This is a genomic window from Streptomyces lichenis (genome assembly GCF_023218175.1).
In the GTDB taxonomy this organism is placed as follows: Bacteria; Actinomycetota; Actinomycetes; order Streptomycetales; family Streptomycetaceae; genus Streptomyces; species Streptomyces lichenis.
Map to the genome: position 1 here is coordinate 34,893 of NZ_JALPTH010000020.1, position 16,155 is coordinate 51,047.

Annotated in this window: 13 protein-coding genes; 7 read left to right on the forward strand and 6 right to left on the reverse strand. The window is 74.9% G+C overall.

The window, feature by feature from the left end:
* Positions 1–101 precede the first annotated feature (101 nt).
* Complete coding sequence (locus M1O15_RS20295; protein ID WP_248635472.1) at positions 102–1,604, forward strand: right-handed parallel beta-helix repeat-containing protein; 1,503 nt, start codon at positions 102–104, stop codon at positions 1,602–1,604.
* 141 nt (positions 1,605–1,745) lie between these two features.
* Positions 1,746–2,819, forward strand: a complete 1,074-nt coding sequence (locus M1O15_RS20300; protein WP_248635473.1) for a LacI family DNA-binding transcriptional regulator — start codon at positions 1,746–1,748, stop codon at positions 2,817–2,819.
* Between the two features lie 180 nt (positions 2,820–2,999).
* Here M1O15_RS20300 and M1O15_RS20305 read toward each other — a convergent pair whose 3' ends face one another.
* Complete coding sequence (locus M1O15_RS20305; protein WP_248635475.1) at positions 3,000–4,574, reverse strand: sigma-70 family RNA polymerase sigma factor; 1,575 nt, start codon at positions 4,572–4,574, stop codon at positions 3,000–3,002.
* Positions 4,575–4,695: 121 nt separating this feature from the next.
* On the opposite strand from M1O15_RS20305, the gene M1O15_RS20310 reads away from it, so the two are divergent.
* The 3 genes from M1O15_RS20310 to M1O15_RS20320 all read left to right on the forward strand — a co-directional run bounded on the left by M1O15_RS20310 (position 4,696) and on the right by M1O15_RS20320 (position 9,029).
* Positions 4,696–5,718: a helix-turn-helix domain-containing protein gene (locus M1O15_RS20310; protein WP_248635477.1), complete on the forward strand. Its 1,023-nt coding sequence runs from the start codon at positions 4,696–4,698 to the stop codon at positions 5,716–5,718.
* A 450-nt stretch (positions 5,719–6,168) separates the two neighbouring features.
* Positions 6,169–7,368, forward strand: coding sequence for a S1 family peptidase (locus M1O15_RS20315; protein ID WP_248635478.1), 1,200 nt, complete (start codon positions 6,169–6,171; stop codon positions 7,366–7,368).
* 107 nt (positions 7,369–7,475) lie between these two features.
* Positions 7,476–9,029, forward strand: coding sequence for an ABC transporter substrate-binding protein (locus tag M1O15_RS20320; RefSeq protein WP_248635480.1), 1,554 nt, complete (start codon positions 7,476–7,478; stop codon positions 9,027–9,029).
* A 64-nt stretch (positions 9,030–9,093) separates the two neighbouring features.
* Here the strand turns inward: M1O15_RS20320 and M1O15_RS20325 are convergent, their stop codons facing one another.
* The 5 genes from M1O15_RS20325 to M1O15_RS20345 form a co-directional block, all read right to left on the reverse strand.
* Positions 9,094–10,188: a gluzincin family metallopeptidase gene (locus M1O15_RS20325; protein WP_248635596.1), complete on the reverse strand. Its 1,095-nt coding sequence runs from the start codon at positions 10,186–10,188 to the stop codon at positions 9,094–9,096.
* A 33-nt stretch (positions 10,189–10,221) separates the two neighbouring features.
* The gene (locus M1O15_RS20330) at positions 10,222–11,253 is read right to left on the reverse strand and encodes a C40 family peptidase (RefSeq protein WP_248635482.1); all 1,032 of its coding nucleotides are present in this window, start codon (positions 11,251–11,253) and stop codon (positions 10,222–10,224) included.
* A 279-nt stretch (positions 11,254–11,532) separates the two neighbouring features.
* The gene (locus M1O15_RS20335) at positions 11,533–12,588 is read right to left on the reverse strand and encodes a C40 family peptidase (RefSeq protein WP_248635484.1); all 1,056 of its coding nucleotides are present in this window, start codon (positions 12,586–12,588) and stop codon (positions 11,533–11,535) included.
* Between the two features lie 324 nt (positions 12,589–12,912).
* The gene (locus M1O15_RS20340) at positions 12,913–14,268 is read right to left on the reverse strand and encodes an NYN domain-containing protein (RefSeq protein ID WP_248635485.1); all 1,356 of its coding nucleotides are present in this window, start codon (positions 14,266–14,268) and stop codon (positions 12,913–12,915) included.
* Between the two features lie 114 nt (positions 14,269–14,382).
* Positions 14,383–14,625 (reverse strand): hypothetical protein, encoded by a 243-nt coding sequence (locus M1O15_RS20345; RefSeq protein WP_248635487.1) that lies wholly within the window; start codon positions 14,623–14,625, stop codon positions 14,383–14,385.
* Positions 14,626–14,780: 155 nt separating this feature from the next.
* Between M1O15_RS20345 and M1O15_RS20350 the strand changes: the two genes are divergently transcribed.
* Entirely contained in the window at positions 14,781–15,476 is a 696-nt protein-coding gene (locus tag M1O15_RS20350; protein ID WP_248635489.1) for a rhomboid family intramembrane serine protease, read from the forward strand.
* Positions 15,473–15,754, forward strand: coding sequence for an Lrp/AsnC family transcriptional regulator (locus tag M1O15_RS20355; RefSeq protein WP_248635491.1), 282 nt, complete (start codon positions 15,473–15,475; stop codon positions 15,752–15,754). The genes M1O15_RS20350 and M1O15_RS20355 overlap by 4 nt, the downstream gene beginning before the upstream one ends.
* The last annotated feature ends 401 nt before the right edge of the window (positions 15,755–16,155 follow it).

The window sequence follows — 16,155 nt, forward strand, 5'->3', positions numbered from 1 at the left end:
CCCCGCCGCGCGATCATTTCTGATCATATGAGCGCACGTATTGATATGACCTCTGCGGCTCCCCTACCTTCGGGCCACCTTCCGCGAGAAAGGCCCACCGCATGTCCTCTCGACCCCCCAGACGGCTGCCCGCCGCCTCCGGCGCCCTGGCCGCCGCCCTGACCCTGTCCACCCTGGCGCTGCTGCCCGCCCCCACCGCGGCCGCGGCCGCGGCCACCATCCACGTCGACTGCTCCCGCTCCACCGCCGGGGACGGCAGCCAGTCGGCCCCGTACCACAGCCTCGCCCAGGCGAGCGCGCGGACCTACGGCCCCGGCGACACCCTGGCCTTCGCGGCCGGCACCACCTGTACCGGCACGCTGACGCCCCAGGGCAGCGGCACCGCGCAGGCGCCGATCCGGATCACCGCCTACGGCACCGGCGCCCGGCCCGTGCTCGACGGCAAGGGCGCACCGGACACCGTCAGGTTCACCAACCAGGACCACTGGTCCGTCAGCGGGCTGAAGCTCACCAACCCGGCCCCGTCCCTCGCCCGGCGCACCGGGCTGCGCGTCACGGTCACCGACGGCGCCGCCCACCGGGGCTTCGACATCGGCGACCTGGTGATCGACCGGGTCGCCGGTCAGACGAGCAAGAACAGCCCCACCACCGAGGACTACGTGCAGTCCGGCGCCCTGGTCACCGGGGCGAGCGGCGGCGCCTCCACCCTCAGCGACGTCCGCGTCCACGACACCACCGTCTCGAACTCCGGTGGCGGCGGCATCAAGGTGCGCACCGGCTCGATGGCGCACAAGGGCACCGGCGTGCTGGTGGAGCGCAACACCGTCAAGGACGTGGGCGGCGACGGGATCATCGTCAGCTACGCGGACACCCCGATGATCCAGGACAACACCGCCGCCGGGGTCGGCAACGGCGTCTACCCGTTCTCCGGCGGCAACTTCGCGGGCGTCTGGGTGCTGGGCGACCACAACCCGACCATCCAGCGCAACGCCGTGTACGGCATCACCAGGATGTCCGTGGCCGACAGCCAGGCGTTTGACTGCGACTGGGGCAACACCGGCACCTGCACCGTCCAGTACAACTTCAGCCGCGACAACATCGGCGGCTTCTTCCTGGACTGCGACGGCTGCGGCACCGTCGGCGGCGCCCGCCAGGTGGTGCGCTACAACATCTCGCAGAACGACTGCCGGATGAGCAGCGGCGGCAACGGCCGGTCGGTGACGCACCTCTACAACAACGTCCTGTACTGCCCGGGCAGGAAGTTCGCCATCACCCTGGCCGACGGCAGCACGGCCGAGAACAACATCTGGGTGGGCACCGCCGACTCGCGGCTCCCGACCGCCGGGGTCAGCTGGCTGTGGAACGCCTTCCAGGGCGTCCCGCGCCCCACCGCCAACGGCATCACCGGGGACCCGGGGTTCACCGCGCCGGGCACCGGCGGCTCCACGCTCGCCTCGGCGACGGGCTACCGGCTGCGCTCCACCTCGCCGCTGCTCTCCAGCGGCTCGGTCATCACGGGCAACGGGGGCCGGGACTTCTTCGGCAACCCGGTGTCCGCCACCGCCAAGCCGCACCGGGGCGCCTTCAACGGCCCCGGGGTGTAGCGGTCGTTCCCCGGTCGCGGGTGCCCGCCGTTGCCTACCATGGTGATCGGATGACCCGAGATGATCCGCCATCCCGGTGGTCGGTCCAGGCGCACGGCGTACGGCAGGCACCCGCCCCGGCGGGCACGGGAAAGGGGCCCGATGACCATCTCCGCGCAGGACCGCCGCCGGCGGATCGTCGCCACGGTCCGGGAGACCGGGCCGATCCGGGTGGTCCAGCTGGCCGAGCGGCTCGGCATGCCCGCGGTCACCGTGCGGCGGGACATCGCCGCGCTGGCCGCCGAGGGGGTGCTGGAACGCACCCACGGGGCGGTCGCCCTGCCGGACCAGGGGCCTCCGGGCTCCGCGGTGAGCGCGGCGGGCCGGACCATCGGGGTGCTGGTGCCGGCGGCCGGCCAGTACTTCGGCGAGGTGGTGGCGGGCGTCCGGACGGTCGCCGAGACGGCCGGGGCCCGGCTGGTGCTGGGCATCGCCCCGTACGGTGCCGACAGCGGCCGGACGCAGGCGCGGCGGCTGGTGGAGTCCGGGGCGCACGGTCTGCTGCTCGTCCCCGACTGGTCGCCGGACAGCGGCCTCGCCGGGGAGGACTGGCTCGGCGAACTGCCGGTGCCCACCGTGCTGGTGGAGCGGCGCGGCGACCTGGGGAGCGCGGCCGCGGGGCTGGACTCGGTCTGCTCCGACCACCGCCACGGCGTCTACCTGGCGCTGCGCCGGCTGGCCGGGCTCGGCCATGGCGCGGTGCTGCTCGCGGCCCGCTCCGACACCCGTACCGCGTACGAGGTCCGGGCCGGGTACGCGGAGGCGGTGGGCCGACTCGGCCTCACCGCGCCGCCGGTGGTGGACGTCCCGAACGAGGACAACCCGGCGGCGGCCGGCGGCCCCGAGGCGGTGGCCGACGCCATCGCCCGGGCCGCCGCCTCCGGCGTACGCGCGGCCCTGGTGCACAACGACCGGGACGCCCTGGCGCTGCTGCCCCTGCTGCGCGACCGCGGCCTGACGGTGCCGGGCGATCTGGCGCTGATCGCCTACGACGACCTCTACGCCTCGCTCGCCGACCCGCCGCTGACCGCGGTGGCGCCGCCCAAGCAGGCCGTGGGGGCGGAGGCGCTGCGGCTGCTGCTGCGGCGGTTCGAGGCCGGCGACGCGCTGCCCGTGCACCGCCTGGACCTGCTGCCCGCGCTGATCGTCCGGCGGTCCTGCGGCGAGGGAGCCTGACCCACGGCCGTACGGCGGCGAAGGGGCCTGGCCCTCCGACGGCCCTGCGGCGGAGCCGCCTGATCCTCCGGCGGCCGTGCGCCCGGGCCGCCCGGCCGGACCCACCGGGTGCGTCCTCCCCAGCGGCGGCGCCACCGGGTGGTGGTCGGCCTCGGCTGACCGGGGCCGCCCCCACCGGCCTCACTGCGGAGTGGCCAGCACCTGGGTCCAGTAGGGGCCGCTCGGTGAGTCGGCGACGCCCACCCCGACATGGACGAAGCCGCACTCCTGGATGGCGCTGCCGCCCTGGGCGCTGTTCCGCCAGGCCTGGGCGACCTCCGCCGGGTCGTCCTGGCCATGGGCGAGGGTCTCGCCGACGGCGGACCAGAGGTAGCCGGCGGCGCGTACCCGCTCCCCGGTGTCCCGGCCGGCCGCGTCGGTGTTGGTGACATGGCCGCGGGCCGCCATCTCCTCGGCCTGCCGCTGGGCGATCTCGGTCAGCCGGGGGTCGGTGCGCAGCCCGGGGCAGCCGCACTCGGCGCGCAGGGTGTTGACCTCGTCGACGAGCAGCGGCGCGGGCGCGGGCCCGGTCAGGGTGCGCGGTGGGGCCGGGGTGGTGGTGGCGGGGCTCGGGGAGGGCGCCGGTGCGGTGGTGGCGGGCGGGGCGGCGACGGTACGGGGCCGGCTCCGCGCGGTGGGCGGGGCGGACGGGGCCGGGGTGGACGCGAGCGGGGCGGTCGGCTCCGGGGCGGGCGGGGTCGCGGGGGCCGGGGGCGCGTCGGCGCCGTGGGTGGGCGGGGGCGCCGGGAGGGCGGAGGCGGGCGGGGTGCGGGCCTCGGGCGGGGCGGGCGGGGCGGTGGGCCAGAGGAAGACGGCCAGGGCGGCGGTGGCGGCGGCGCCCGCGGTTATCAGCCCGCCCGCCTTGGCGGCGGAGAGGGCGGCGGGCGCGGAGGCGGCGGACGTGCTGGTGGTGTGGGCCGCGGCCTGGGCCAGCGCCTCGGCGGCGCGCTGCCCGCCGTCGTACCAGGGCGCCACCAGGGCGAGACCGGAGAGCAGGCCCTCGGCCGGGAGCAGGCCCGCGCTCCCGGCGGAGCAGCCGGCGCAGCCGCTCAGATGGCGGGCGACCCGCTTGCGCCACAGCGGGGTGGGGGTGCCGTCCCAGTCCGCCAGCAGCGCGTCCAGCTCGGGGCAGCGGGGTTCGGCGGCCAGGGCGCGGACCACGGCCCGGGCGATGTCGAGCTGGTTCTTGACCCGCTGGACGCGTACGGCGGCGTGCTGCGGGGACAGGCCGAGGGCGTCGGCCAGTTCGGCACGGGTGAGCCGGCCGGCCGCCTCCAGCCACCACACGGCCAGTACGTCCCGCTGGGAGTCGTCCAGCCAGCGGGTCGCCTCGGCGGTCTCGCGACGCTGGCCGGACAGCTCCAGGCGCAGGATGGTGAGGTCGACGAAGTCGGCGGCCCGGTCGGCGGGTTCGTCGGTGTCGGCCAGCGGGGCGGGGCGGTGGCCGAGGGCGGCCCAGCGGGAGCGGACCTGGTTCATGGCGATGGCGAGGAGCCAGGAGCGGAAGCGGGCCGGGTCGCGCAGCGCGCGCAGCCCGGACAGCGCCCGGAGCATGGTCTCCTGCACCACGTCGTCCACGTCCGGGTGGCCGTTCAGCGCCCGCCCGACCACGTCGTAGACGAGCGGCAGGTACCGCGCGACCAGCTTCTCCCGGGCCAGGCGGTCGCCGCCCCTGGCCTCCACCACCACTGCTTCGGTGCCGTCCACGCCGCCCACGTCACACGCTCACATCGCTCGGATCAGTCCGGGAAGTGTTATCCGCGCCCGGTCCGATGGTCAACCAGTAGGCGGGGCCCACCGGGTATCCGCCGGGACAGTGCTGGGATCGGGAGGGGTCATGCCGAACAGGACCGAGGACGCCGTCGGCTCGCCGGGCGCCGGCGGCGGACCGTGTACGGGCACCGGGGCCGGAGCCGGGACCGCGGCCAGGGCCGGGGCCGGGCGGACGGAGCGGGTGCCGGGACCGCCGGCCGCGGATGAGTTCCCGGCGGCGCTGCGGGCGGCGCTGAGCCGGCGCGGGCTGTCGCTGGAGCGGGTGAGCGAGCGGCTGAGGGCCCGCGGGATCACCATCAGCCAGGCCACCCTGAGCCACTGGCAGCGCGGTCGCAGCCAGCCCGAGCGGGCGCGGTCGCTGCACGCGGTGGACGCCCTGGAGGAGATCCTCGAACTGCCGGGCGGGGCGCTGCGCTCCCTGCTGGGTCCGCGGCGGCCGCGCGGCCGGATCACCCCGGTGCGCTGCGAGGACGCCGCACTGCGGTTCTTCGGTGAGGGCTCGGTGGCCGAGCAGCTCATCGGGGAGGGTTTCCGGGACTTCAACCGGGGCCTCAGCCAGCTCGTCATCCACGACACCGTGGCGGTGGGCGAGAGCGGGCGGACGGAGTCGATGGCCGCCACCGTGGTGCTGCGGGCCAACAGCCCCGGCGTGGACCGGGTCCGGTTCGTCCTCGGCTTCGACGACGAGGAGGCGGAGCCGGTGGACGTCCGGGTCACCAGCGGCCGGCTGCACGAGGCCACCCATGTGCGGGAGCTGAAGTCGATGGCGCTGGACATCCGCTTCGGCCGGGAGCTGGCCAAACTGGAGACGGCGGTGGTGAGTTACGCGGTGGAGGTGAGCCCTTCACGGAAACCGGCCGCCCACTACGAGCGCCGGTCGTCGAGCGGTCTGCACGAATACCTCCAGCAGGTCTTCTTCCACCCGGGGGCGCTGCCCTCGCACTGCCGGCGCTATTTCCGCGAGCAGATCGACTCCCCGCCCCGCGATCAGCAGCGGGTGGTCCTGGACCCGTCGCACAGCGCCCATGTGTTCGCCTCCCGGTGCGGCCCGGGGGTCTACGGAATGGCGTGGGAGCCCGGCGTGTGAGCACACGGCCGGGCCCCTCCGCCGACGCGGGCGGACGGTCCACGGAGTGGGAGGTGGGGGGTCGCGCCACGCACCCGGCGGGGTGTACGGCGCGCTCGGTGGAGACCGCTCCGCGGCGGACGCGGGCGTGAGCCCGCCGCCGCACCTCCCATCCTGCTCGGCCGCATTCCCCCTGACAAGGATTCAGGGAGCCGGCTTCTATACAGAAGTCACCGACAACTGTCATCACGACCGCCTCCGATCACCGCCTCAACAGTTCTCGCGAATTCTGTGAAAAACGTTCGCGGCTGATCCTCTTGTTCCTCCGTCAGCTCCGGGTCAGAGTCATGGCGCGTCGAATCCCCCACTCTCGACGCCAGGCACAAGCCGTCGCACCGGAAACCGGAGCGCTTAATCAGCGCTCCTTTCTTCCGATATCCCCGCACGGCCGCATGCCTGATACCGGAAGGAATGTCCGTGCGCATTTCGCGTAAATACGCCCTCGCCGTCTCCGCCGCCGCGCTGCTCTCGGTGACCGCCGTCACCGGCGCCTCGTCGGCCGCCGCGGGCGAGTCCGCCCCGCGCTACCAGCCGGAGATGGTGAAGGCGCTCGCCGCCTCGCTCGGGGTCAGCGAGCAGGCCGCCGTCGAGCGGCTGGACCAGCAGGACGCGCAGCAGCGGCGACTGGCGGGCCTGGCCGGGAAGGGCATAGCCGCCGACGGCGCCTTCTTCTCCTCCGCCGGCAAGCTGACCGTCAACGCCGAGGACGCGGCCGGTGCCGCGCGGATCGAGCGGGCCGGTCTGGACGCCCGGGTGCCCGCCCGCGGTGAGGAGGAGCTGGAGCGGGTCAAGGCCAAGCTGGACGCGGTGGCCGCCAAGCGCGTCCCGTCCGGCATCGCCTCCTGGGGCGTGGACCTCGCCTCGGACACCGTCACCGTCGAGGTGAGCAGCGACAAGGGCGCCGCCGCCAAGGCGTTCCTGGCCGAGGCCGCCAAGCACGGCTCCGCGGTGAAGGTGGTCCGCGGCCAGGAGGAGCTGTCCCCGCAGGCCGTGATCTACCCGGGCAGCCAGATGACCTTCAACGGCTACCTCTGCTCCGTGGGCTACGGGGCGAAGGACCGCAACGGCAAGCAGTACCTGGTCACCGCCGGGCACTGCATCGAGGACCTGCCGGTGCTGAGCTACAACGGCACCCGCTTCGCCAAGGGCACCCACAGCCGCTTCGCGCTCGGCACCCGCAGCGTGGACATGGGCATCGCCGCCATCGACTCCGGCAACTCCATCGCCACCAGCGTCGGCACCTGGGGCAACGGCAGCAGCGTCGCGGTCAAGGGCAGCAGCCGGGCCGCCTCGGGCGCGGCGCTGTGCAAGTCGGGCCAGACCACCAAGTGGACCTGCGGCAAGGTGAGCTCGTACAACGTCTCGGTCACCTACACCGACCAGAACGGCGGCCCGGACACCGTGGTGAGCGGGCTGGCCAGCTCCAGCGTCTGCACCCAGGGCGGGGACAGCGGCGGCGCCTACATCTCCGGCAACCAGGCGCAGGGCATGACCTCCGGCGGGCCCACCGGCCAGAAGTGCACCGGTGGCGTCAACTCCCGCGGCTCCTCGTACTTCCAGCCGCTGGACGACGCCCTCAGCTACTACGGGCTGACCCTCAACACCAACTGAAGCCCGCGCCCGTAGCGCCCCTGGGGCCGCCCGCCACACCCGGCGGGCGGCCCCGCGCTCGTGACACGCCCCCTCCCCCTCCCCCCACCCACCAAGGACTGAGGTCAATGCGGCTCTCACGCCTCACCCTCATCGCCGTCTGCGCCGCCTTAATCGCGGCCGGCACCGTGTCCTGGCGGCTGTGGCCGCCGGGCGGCGACCGGAGCGACCCGATCGTGGTCGGCACCACGGGCGCGGTCACCTCCCTCGACCCGGCCGGCGCCTATGACACCGGCTCCTGGGCGCTGTTCGAGAACGTGTACCAGAAGCTGCTGACCCTGGCCCCCGGGTCCACCAGCCCCGCCCCGGACGCCGCCGAGAGCTGCCGGTTCACCGGGGCGGGCATGCGGACCTACACCTGCCGGCTCCGCAGCGACCTGGTCTTCCCCGACGGCCGCCCGGTCACCGGTGCCGACGTCAAGTTCTCCATCGACCGGATCCGCGCCATCGCCTCCCCGGTCGGGCCGGCCGCGGTGCTGGACACCCTGCGGGAGGTCCAGGCCCGGGACGGGGAGGTCGTCTTCCACCTCCGCACCCCGGACGCCACCTTCCCGCTCCGGCTGGCCACCGGGGCCGGCTCCATCGTGGACCGCGCCCACTACCCGGCGACCTCGCTGCGCCCGGGGAACACGGTGGACGGCACGGGCCCGTACCGCATCCGCTCGTACGAGCCGGGCAAGCGGATCGTCCTGACCCCCAACGACCGCTACCGGGGCGCCGTCCCGCGCCGGGGCTCCCCGGTGGAGATCCGCTACTACGACGACCCCGGCGAGCTGGCCCGGGCCTGGGACCGCCGCCGGATCGACGTGGTCAACCGCGGGCTCCCGCCGAAGATGCTCACCTCCTTCCTGGACGGCACCACCGACGCCCGGGTGGACGAGGCGAGCAGCGGGGAGTCCCGGATGCTGGTGTTCAACCTGCGCGACCGCTCCCCCGCGCATGACCGCGCGGTACGCCGGGCGGTGGCCGCGCTGGTGGACCGGCCCAGGATCGCCGCCGGGCCCTACCTCTCCACCGTCGACCCCCTCCTCTCCGTGGTGCCGCGTGGCTACGTCGGCCATGTCAACGCCTTCCAGGACGAGTACCCGCGCCCCGCGCCCGAACGGGCCGCGCGGCTGCTCCGCGAGGCCGGGATCACCCCGCCGGTCCGGCTGGCCTACGGCCACCGCGCCGGCCCGACCTTCGCCAAGGAGGCGGCGGAGCTGCGCCGGCAGCTGGAGGCGAGCGGGCTGTTCCGGGTCACCGTGGCCTCGGCCGACTGGCCCGACTTCCAGCGGGGCCTCCTCGCCGGCCGCTACGACATCTACGGCTTCAGCTGGACGCCCGACTTCCCCGACCCGGACAACTTCGTCCAGCCGCTGGTCGGCACCCGCAACGCGCTCGCCAGCCGCTACTCCAACCCCCGCATCGACACCCTGGTCTCGACCACCCGCGGCCACGAGGAACGGGTCCGGGCCGTGGGCGACTTCCACACCCTCCAGCGCGAGGTCGCCCGCGAGGTGCCCGTCCTGCCTCTCTGGCAGCGCAAGGAGTACGTACTGAGCACCCCGGACGTCACCGGCGCCCAGTACCTGGTGGACGGCGGCGGCGCCTGGCGCCTGTGGGAGCTGCGCCGGCTGTGAGCCCGTACGACCGCCGCCGGGCCGCCGGGGACGGCACGGGGCTCCGGCCCGGACACCGGTGGCCTCACCGCCCCGCCCCCGGGCCCAGCTCCTCCCGCACATAAGCGCGCCAGCGGGTGGTGAAGGCGGCCGGGGTGGTGCCGAGCACCGACCGGAGGGCCGTCGGGGCGCCGGAGGTGCCCGCCTGGCGGTAGAGGGCGCGCAGTGGGGCCTCGCCCCACTCCTCGGCCACCAGGGCACAGGCGAGATGGGCGGCCTCGTAGGCGCGGGCCAGGGTCGCCGGGTCGCCGCCGAAGGCGAAGGCGTCGTTCCCCGGCAGGGTGCCCGGCGGGCCGGTGCGGGTCAGTTCGGGGGCGATCTCGTGCGGGGCGAGCCTCCGCCCCCGCCAGGCCGCCCAGTCGGCGAAGCCCTCCGAGAGCCAGAGCGGTGTGCGCTCGGTGGTGGCGCGGCGGGTGGCCACATGGGTGGTCTCATGGGCGATCACCACCTCCCGGCCCAGCGCGCTCAGCCCGGCGTACTCCTCGGGGTTGACGACCACCCGGTCCGCGGGGGCCCCGGGGCCGGTGTGCCCGGTGGTCACCGCGGCGGTGCCCGCGTACGCGGTGGCCGGCCGGCCCAGCAGGGCGCCCATGGCCGCCTGCGAGGGCGGCAGCAGCACCAGGACCCGGCGGGCCCAGGGCTCCGGCCAGGCGGCGGAGGCGGCGGTGACGGCCCGGTCGGCGGCCCGGGCGAGCTCCGCCAGCCGCTCGGGAAGCGGGCCCGCCCCCAGGACGAGGGCGCGCGCACCGCGCCGCGCGCGTACCGGGCCCTGGTCCCAGGGCTGCGCGGCGGCGCCCGGCGCGGGGCGGTCGGCATCCACCCGCCAGCCGCCGCCGGTGCGGTGCAGGTCCAGCGTGCGGGCGGCGGTGACCGGGGCGGTGTCGTATCCGGCGATCCGGTACGTCAGTTCGGCGCTCGCGGTCGCCCGGTCGCCGTCCAGCCGGATGCCGGTGGGCCGCAGCGTCCAGGAGGCGAGCTCCGCCCCGCCCAGCGCGGGGGCGGCCCGCCCGGCGACCGCGGCGCGGACGGCGGCGGCCTCGTCCCGGGACGCATGCCGCGCGCAGCCGCCGGCCAGCAGTCCGGCGGCCCCGAGAACGGCGGCCCGCCGGGAGATGGCCATCCCCCGATCGTACGGGGCGCCCTCGCGTGGACCTCAGACGCGGGTGATGGCGGAGACCGGCATCATGCCGACCGGGTCGTAGCGGACCGGGGCGCCCGGGTAGGGCGCGTGCACCACCTGGCCGTTGCCCATGTACATGGCCACATGACTGGCGTCGTCGCGGTAGGTGACCAGGTCCCCGGGGCGGGCCTCGGCCAGCGAGACATGGCGGCCGGCGCCCCGCTGGGCCTGCGAGGTGCGCGGGATGCCGACGCCCGCCTGGGCGTACGACCACTGCATCAGCCCCGAGCAGTCGAAGCCGTCGGGGCCGTTGGCGCCCCAGACGTACGGCCGGCCGACCGCCCCCCGGGCCGCGGCCACCGCGGCGGCGGCCCGCCCGGAGACCCCGCCGGCGACCGGCGGCAGGTCCTCGCGGCCCCCGGAGCGGGAGGCCCGGTCAGCCCCGTCGACGTCCTGCCGCTCCTTCGCCGTGAGGGAGTTGAGCACGGTACGGGCCTCGGCGAGCTTCCGCTCCACGGTGCGCTTGTGCGCGGCGACCGCGGCCCGGCTGCGCTCCAGGTCGGCCAGCGTACGGGTGGCCTCGGCGCGCTGCTGGTCCAGACGGCGCTGCTCGCGCCCCAGGTCGGCCAGGACGCCGGCCTGCTGCTCGCCCATCCGGTCCAGGGCCGCGGCCCGGTCCAGGTAGCCGTCCGGGTCGGAGGTCAGCAGCAGCCGCAGGGCCGGGTCCATGCCGCCGGAGCGGTACTGGGCGCCGGCCACGCTGCCGAGGACGCCCCGCATCCGGTTGATCCGCTCCTGGCCGCGGGCCACCTCGTCCTGGAGCACGCCGACCCGCTCGCGCAGCACGCCGCTGCGCTCGGCCGCCGCGTTGAACCCCTCGGTGGCCTTCTCGGCCTCCGCGTAGAGCCGGTCGACGCGCGCCTTGGGCCCGTCCGCGGGGGCGGTGGGCGCGGCGCCCGCGGGGGCGGCGGCGAGGGCGGCGGCGGTGGCCGCCGCGGCGGACAGGACGGTGGTTCTCGCGCTGCGGGTAAGCCCCGACTGCGAGGACCGGCGATGGGACGCCACGGACCGCGCTCCCTTCCCTGGACGGCTGGACGCGCACACGCGGGCCGTCCGGCGGGGCGGTCGGCCGCCCGGGTCGCCACTCGGTGCACGCGGTGCGCGGCAGACAGTAGCCGGGTGCGGGAGGTGCGGCCAGCGGCCGACGGGGCCGGGAACGGCTCCGCCCCGCCGGAGACCACAGGTCACCGACGGGGCGGGGTGTCAGCTTCGGGGGCGGCGAACCACCCGATCGGGCGGGTGTGCCGGGCGCGCCGGACGGTCTGCCGGACCGTCAGGCGGGCGTCAGATGCGGACGCCGAACTGGAAGCTCCCGAGCCACTCCATGGACTCGTAGCGCACCTGGGCGCCGGGCTTGGGGGCGTGCAGCACCTGGCCGTTGCCGGCGTAGAGGCCCACATGGGCCAGGTTGTTGAAGAACACCAGGTCGCCGGGCTGGAGTTGGCTGCGGCCGATCTTGGTGCCGTCGTTGTGCTGGGTGAAGGTGGTGCGGGTGATGCTCACCCCGGCCTGGCCGTAGGCCCACTGGGTCAGCCCGGAGCAGTCGTAGGCGTTGGGGCCCTCGGCGCCCGACTGGTAGGGCTTGCCGACCTGGGTGTTGGCGGCGGCCAGCGCGGCGGCGGCCACGCCCGAACCCGTGACCGGGGGCGCCTCCGGCTTGCCGGACTCGTCCTGCTTGCCGAGCTGGGCGCGCTCGCCGGACTCGCGGCTGGCGCGCTGCTCCTCCTGCTGGATCTTGGCCCGCTCCTCGGCGGTGAGGGTGTTGAGGAGCTTCTGCGCCTCGGCGAGCTTGCCCTGGTAGGCCTTCTTCTTGGCGCCGATGGTCTTGCGGACGTCCTCCAGGTCGGCCAGCTTGCGGGTGGCCTCGGCGCGCTCCTGGGCCAGGACGCGCTGCTTCTCCTGGACCTCGGCGAGGGCCTCGGCCTGCTTGGCGCCGACCGCGTCGGCGGTGGAGGCGCGGTCGAGGTAGCTGTCCGGGTCGGAGGAGAGCAGCAGCTGGAGCGCCGGGTCCATGCCGCCGGAGCGGTACTGGGCGGTGGCGACCGAACCGAGGCCGTCACGCAGCTCGTTGAGCTCCTGCTGGCTGCGGGCCACCTTGTCCTGGAGGGCGTCGGCCTCCTTCTGGAGCTTGCCGCGCTGCTCGTCGGCGAGGTTGTACTGCTCGGTGGCGGCCTCGGCCTCGTGGTGCAGCTTGTCGACCTTGGCCTTGACCTCGTCCTTGGTCGGCTTCGGGGCGGCCTGAGCGGCTTGGGAAGTCAGGGCGACGGCAGCGGCGGCGGCCGCGGTGAGCACGGTCACGCGGGCTCGACTCGGCTGCTTGGGACGGCGGTGGGACCCCACGGAGGCGAGCTCCTTCTTCCTCTTCCGGCCGCCTGCCGGGCCGACGGGTCGGCATCCGGCCCCGTACCCGGCGCCCGGCTTCCCCCGCGAAGCGACCCCGGACCGTACGGAACTGGCGGTCCCTCCGCTGCCACTCCGGATGAGTGATCACCTGCGCAGAGGTTTGAGGCCAGACCCTAGTGACCATCTTGTGATCAGTTCAAATCCTGATGCGAAAAATCTCGCTCACGAAGCACTTTCTTTACATCCGTCACACGGACAGTCATGGCGAGTTGACCCACCGTTCAAACCCCGACGCCTCAATTCGGGCAAGTGGGCCAGGTGTTACGCAAGCCGCGAAAGCCGCTTCAGCAGCATCGCGGACGCCACCGGGCGGGCCCCGGACCGGGCCACCCCGTCGGCCACCTCCCGGTCGGTGGAGGCCACCACCACCGGCCGCCCCGGCGGTTCGGCCCGCACCAGCTGGCGGATCAGCTCGTCCGCGGTCACCCCCGGCTTGGAGAACAGCACCCGCACCCCGCGCGGCGGCGCCAGCAGCACCGGGGCGGCCAGCTCGGCCCCGTCGAAGACACAGGTGACCTCCGCCCCGGTCCGTGCCGCCAGCGCCGACAGACCGCCCAGCAGCCGCAGCCGCTGCTTCTCCAACGGCATCGTCGGATAACCGGTCTTGGTCACGTTGTAGCCGTCCACCACCAGATGCGCCTGCGGCAGCGCCAGCAACTGGTCCAGCAGCGCCGGGTCGGTCTCCGACAGCGCCCGGGCCGCCACGTCCTTGGGCGACATCCGCCCCGGCCGCACCGCGTCCACGGTGTCCGCCGGATGCGTACCGGCCGGCGGCAGCGCCAGCTCCCGGCGCAGCCCCTGCGCCGACTCCAGCACGGTGTCCAGCAGCAGCCGCAGGCGCATGTCCTCCACCGAGCGTCCCTCGCGGGCCGCCTTGCGCCCCGCCTCCACGGCCGACTCCGCCTCGCCCAGCCGGGCCTTCAGCCGGCGGTTCTCGCTCTCCGCGGCGGACAGCTGGGCGGCCGCCTCACCACGGGCCGCCTCCCACTCCGCCTGGGCGCGGCGCAGCGCCGCCTCGCCCCGCTTGACGTCGCTCAGCGCGCTGCGCAGCTTGCGCTGAAGCGATTCGGCGTCCCTGCGGGCCGTCTCCAGCTCCCCCCGCAGCCGCTCGTTCTCGCCCTTGCCGCGCTCCCTGGCCTCGGCCAGCTCGGCCCGCAGCCGCTCCAGCTCCCGCCGCCCGGCCTCGTCGGCCCGCTCGGCGTCCGCCCGCTGGGCCTCCTCACCGGCCGCGGCGACCAGCTTCACCCAGTCCGCGGGGCGCAGTACGTACGCGGCCGCCGCCACGTCCACCGGGTCGGCCGCGGCCGGCACCGCGCCGGACTCCACCGCGCCGGCCAGCTCCGGCTGCCCCGATCTCAGCTTCTCGCCGATCCGCTGCCGGAACACCGTGTCCGACTCCAGCGCGGCGGCCATCGCGTTGCCGGCGAACCTCAGCCGGCGGCTCGGGGTGAACCGGGCGTACTGCCGCAGCTGCGCGGGCAGCTCGGCCACGGTCAGCCCGCCGAAGGCCTCCGCGACCAGCGCGACCACCCGGCGCCGCACCGCCTCGGGCAGCGGGCGGTCGAGCGCCTCGCCCGCACCGCCGGCCACCTCGGCGCCGTCACCGGGCTGCTCCACGATCCGTCACCTCTACCCGTCGTCCTCGCGCCCTGCCGGGCCCTGCGCCACCCCCCGTAGCCATTCTCCGTACACCGCCCGCGATCCCCCCCGCGGGCCCACCGCCCCCCGCCGCTACGAGACGGCGTCCGGCCGGTCCACCAGCTCGATCCGGTCCACCGCGTTGCACCAGCGGCAGCGGACCGACTCGATGGTCTCACTGACCACCTCGCGCTCCTCCACCTTCGGCTCGCCGGCCAGATCGAGATGGACGTACTCGACGACCTTGGACGAGCGGGTCACGTCGAAGCGCGTGAGATTGCCGCACAGCGTGCAGCGCCAGCGGGTCGTCGCGGTCGGCAGGGGAACCGTCGTCATCGTGCCGTCTCTTCCCTCGTGCATACGGATGCGGGAGCCGCGGTGCGCCGTCGGACTGCGGTGTCTGGTGCCCGTAACCCTACGGCCTAGCGGGTACCCCCGTGGCGCGGCGAGGCACCCTGTCCCGCTGTTGCCGTTTACGTCATGATCTGTCCATGGTCGATCGCCGCGGACCGGTTGTGACGTACGGGCTGATCGTCGCCTGCGTCCTGGTCTTCCTGCTCAGCCCGGTCTCCGGGCTGAACCCCACCCACGGCAGCGGTGACGCGCTGCTCTCCGCGCAGAGCGCCTACTTCCGCCGCTGGGGCGTGGTCCCCGCCGAGCTCCTCAGCGGCTCCCCCCGCGCCCTGCTCACTCCCCTCACCGCGCTCTTCGTCAGCGGCAGCTGGCTGCATCTGCTCGGCAACATGCTGTTCCTCTACGTCTTCGGCGCGATGGCCGAGGAGCGGCTGGGCCGGATCGAGTACACCCTCTTCTACACCGGCTGCGGCTACCTGGCCCTGCTCGCCTACGCCCTCGCCCACGCCGACTCCACCCAGACCCTGGTGGGTGCCTCGGGCGCGATCTCCGGGGTCCTCGGCGCGTTCCTCCTCCTCTTCCCCCGGGCCCGGGTGACCAGCCTCTTCCCCTTCCTCTTCTTCCTCCCCCTGCGCTTCCCGGCCTGGGCGGTGCTGGTCTTCTGGTTCGTCCTCCAGTGGCTCGCCGCCCGCCAGGCCGCCACCGGCCCGGGCGTCGCCTACCTGGCCCATGTCGTGGGCTTCTGCCTGGGCTTCCTCTACGCCTGGGTCCGCCATGGCCGTCCGGCTAGAGTGAGACGGCAAGCAGCGGCCCCCGAGGAAGGACAGCCGTGATCACCGCGATCGTGCTCATCAAGACCAGCGTGGACCGCATCCCCGAGATCGCCGAGTCGATCGCCTCCCTGGACAGCGTCAGCGAGGTGTTCTCGGTGACCGGCACCTACGACCTGATCGCCATGGTCCGGGTCGCCCGCCACGACGACCTGGCGGACGTCATTCCGGGCCGCATCAGCAAGATCCCGGGCGTCGAGGGGACGGACACGCATGTGGCGTTCCGGACGTACTCGCAGCACGACCTTGAGGCGGCGTTCGCGATCGGCCTCGACGCGTAGCCCTCGGGCGGGCGGCGGCCAGGCCTTCGGCTCGCGAGCCGGTGGCCCCGCCGCCGTGGGCGGCTCGCGCCGCCGGTGCCCGGGCCGCTGCCCGGTGGCGTCGCTGACGCGGGTGGGTCTGTGCTGGTGGCGGTCCGGTGGCCTTTCGCCGGTCCGGTGGTCGGGTCCGCTCTCCGGTGGGTGGGGGCGTGGGCACTCCGGGCTCACGTGCTCGCCGCTCGCGCTCACCGTTCGATGCTCAAGCGCACCGCCTCATCACGCTCGGCGGCTGCGCGCGCGACCCTGCGTACCCCCACCCGACCGGCGGCCGACTGACCCGTATCACCGTGGCTGATGGCCTTTCGGGCCGACGGCCCCCATCCGACCGGTGGCGCACTGACCCGTCGCCGTGGCTGATGACC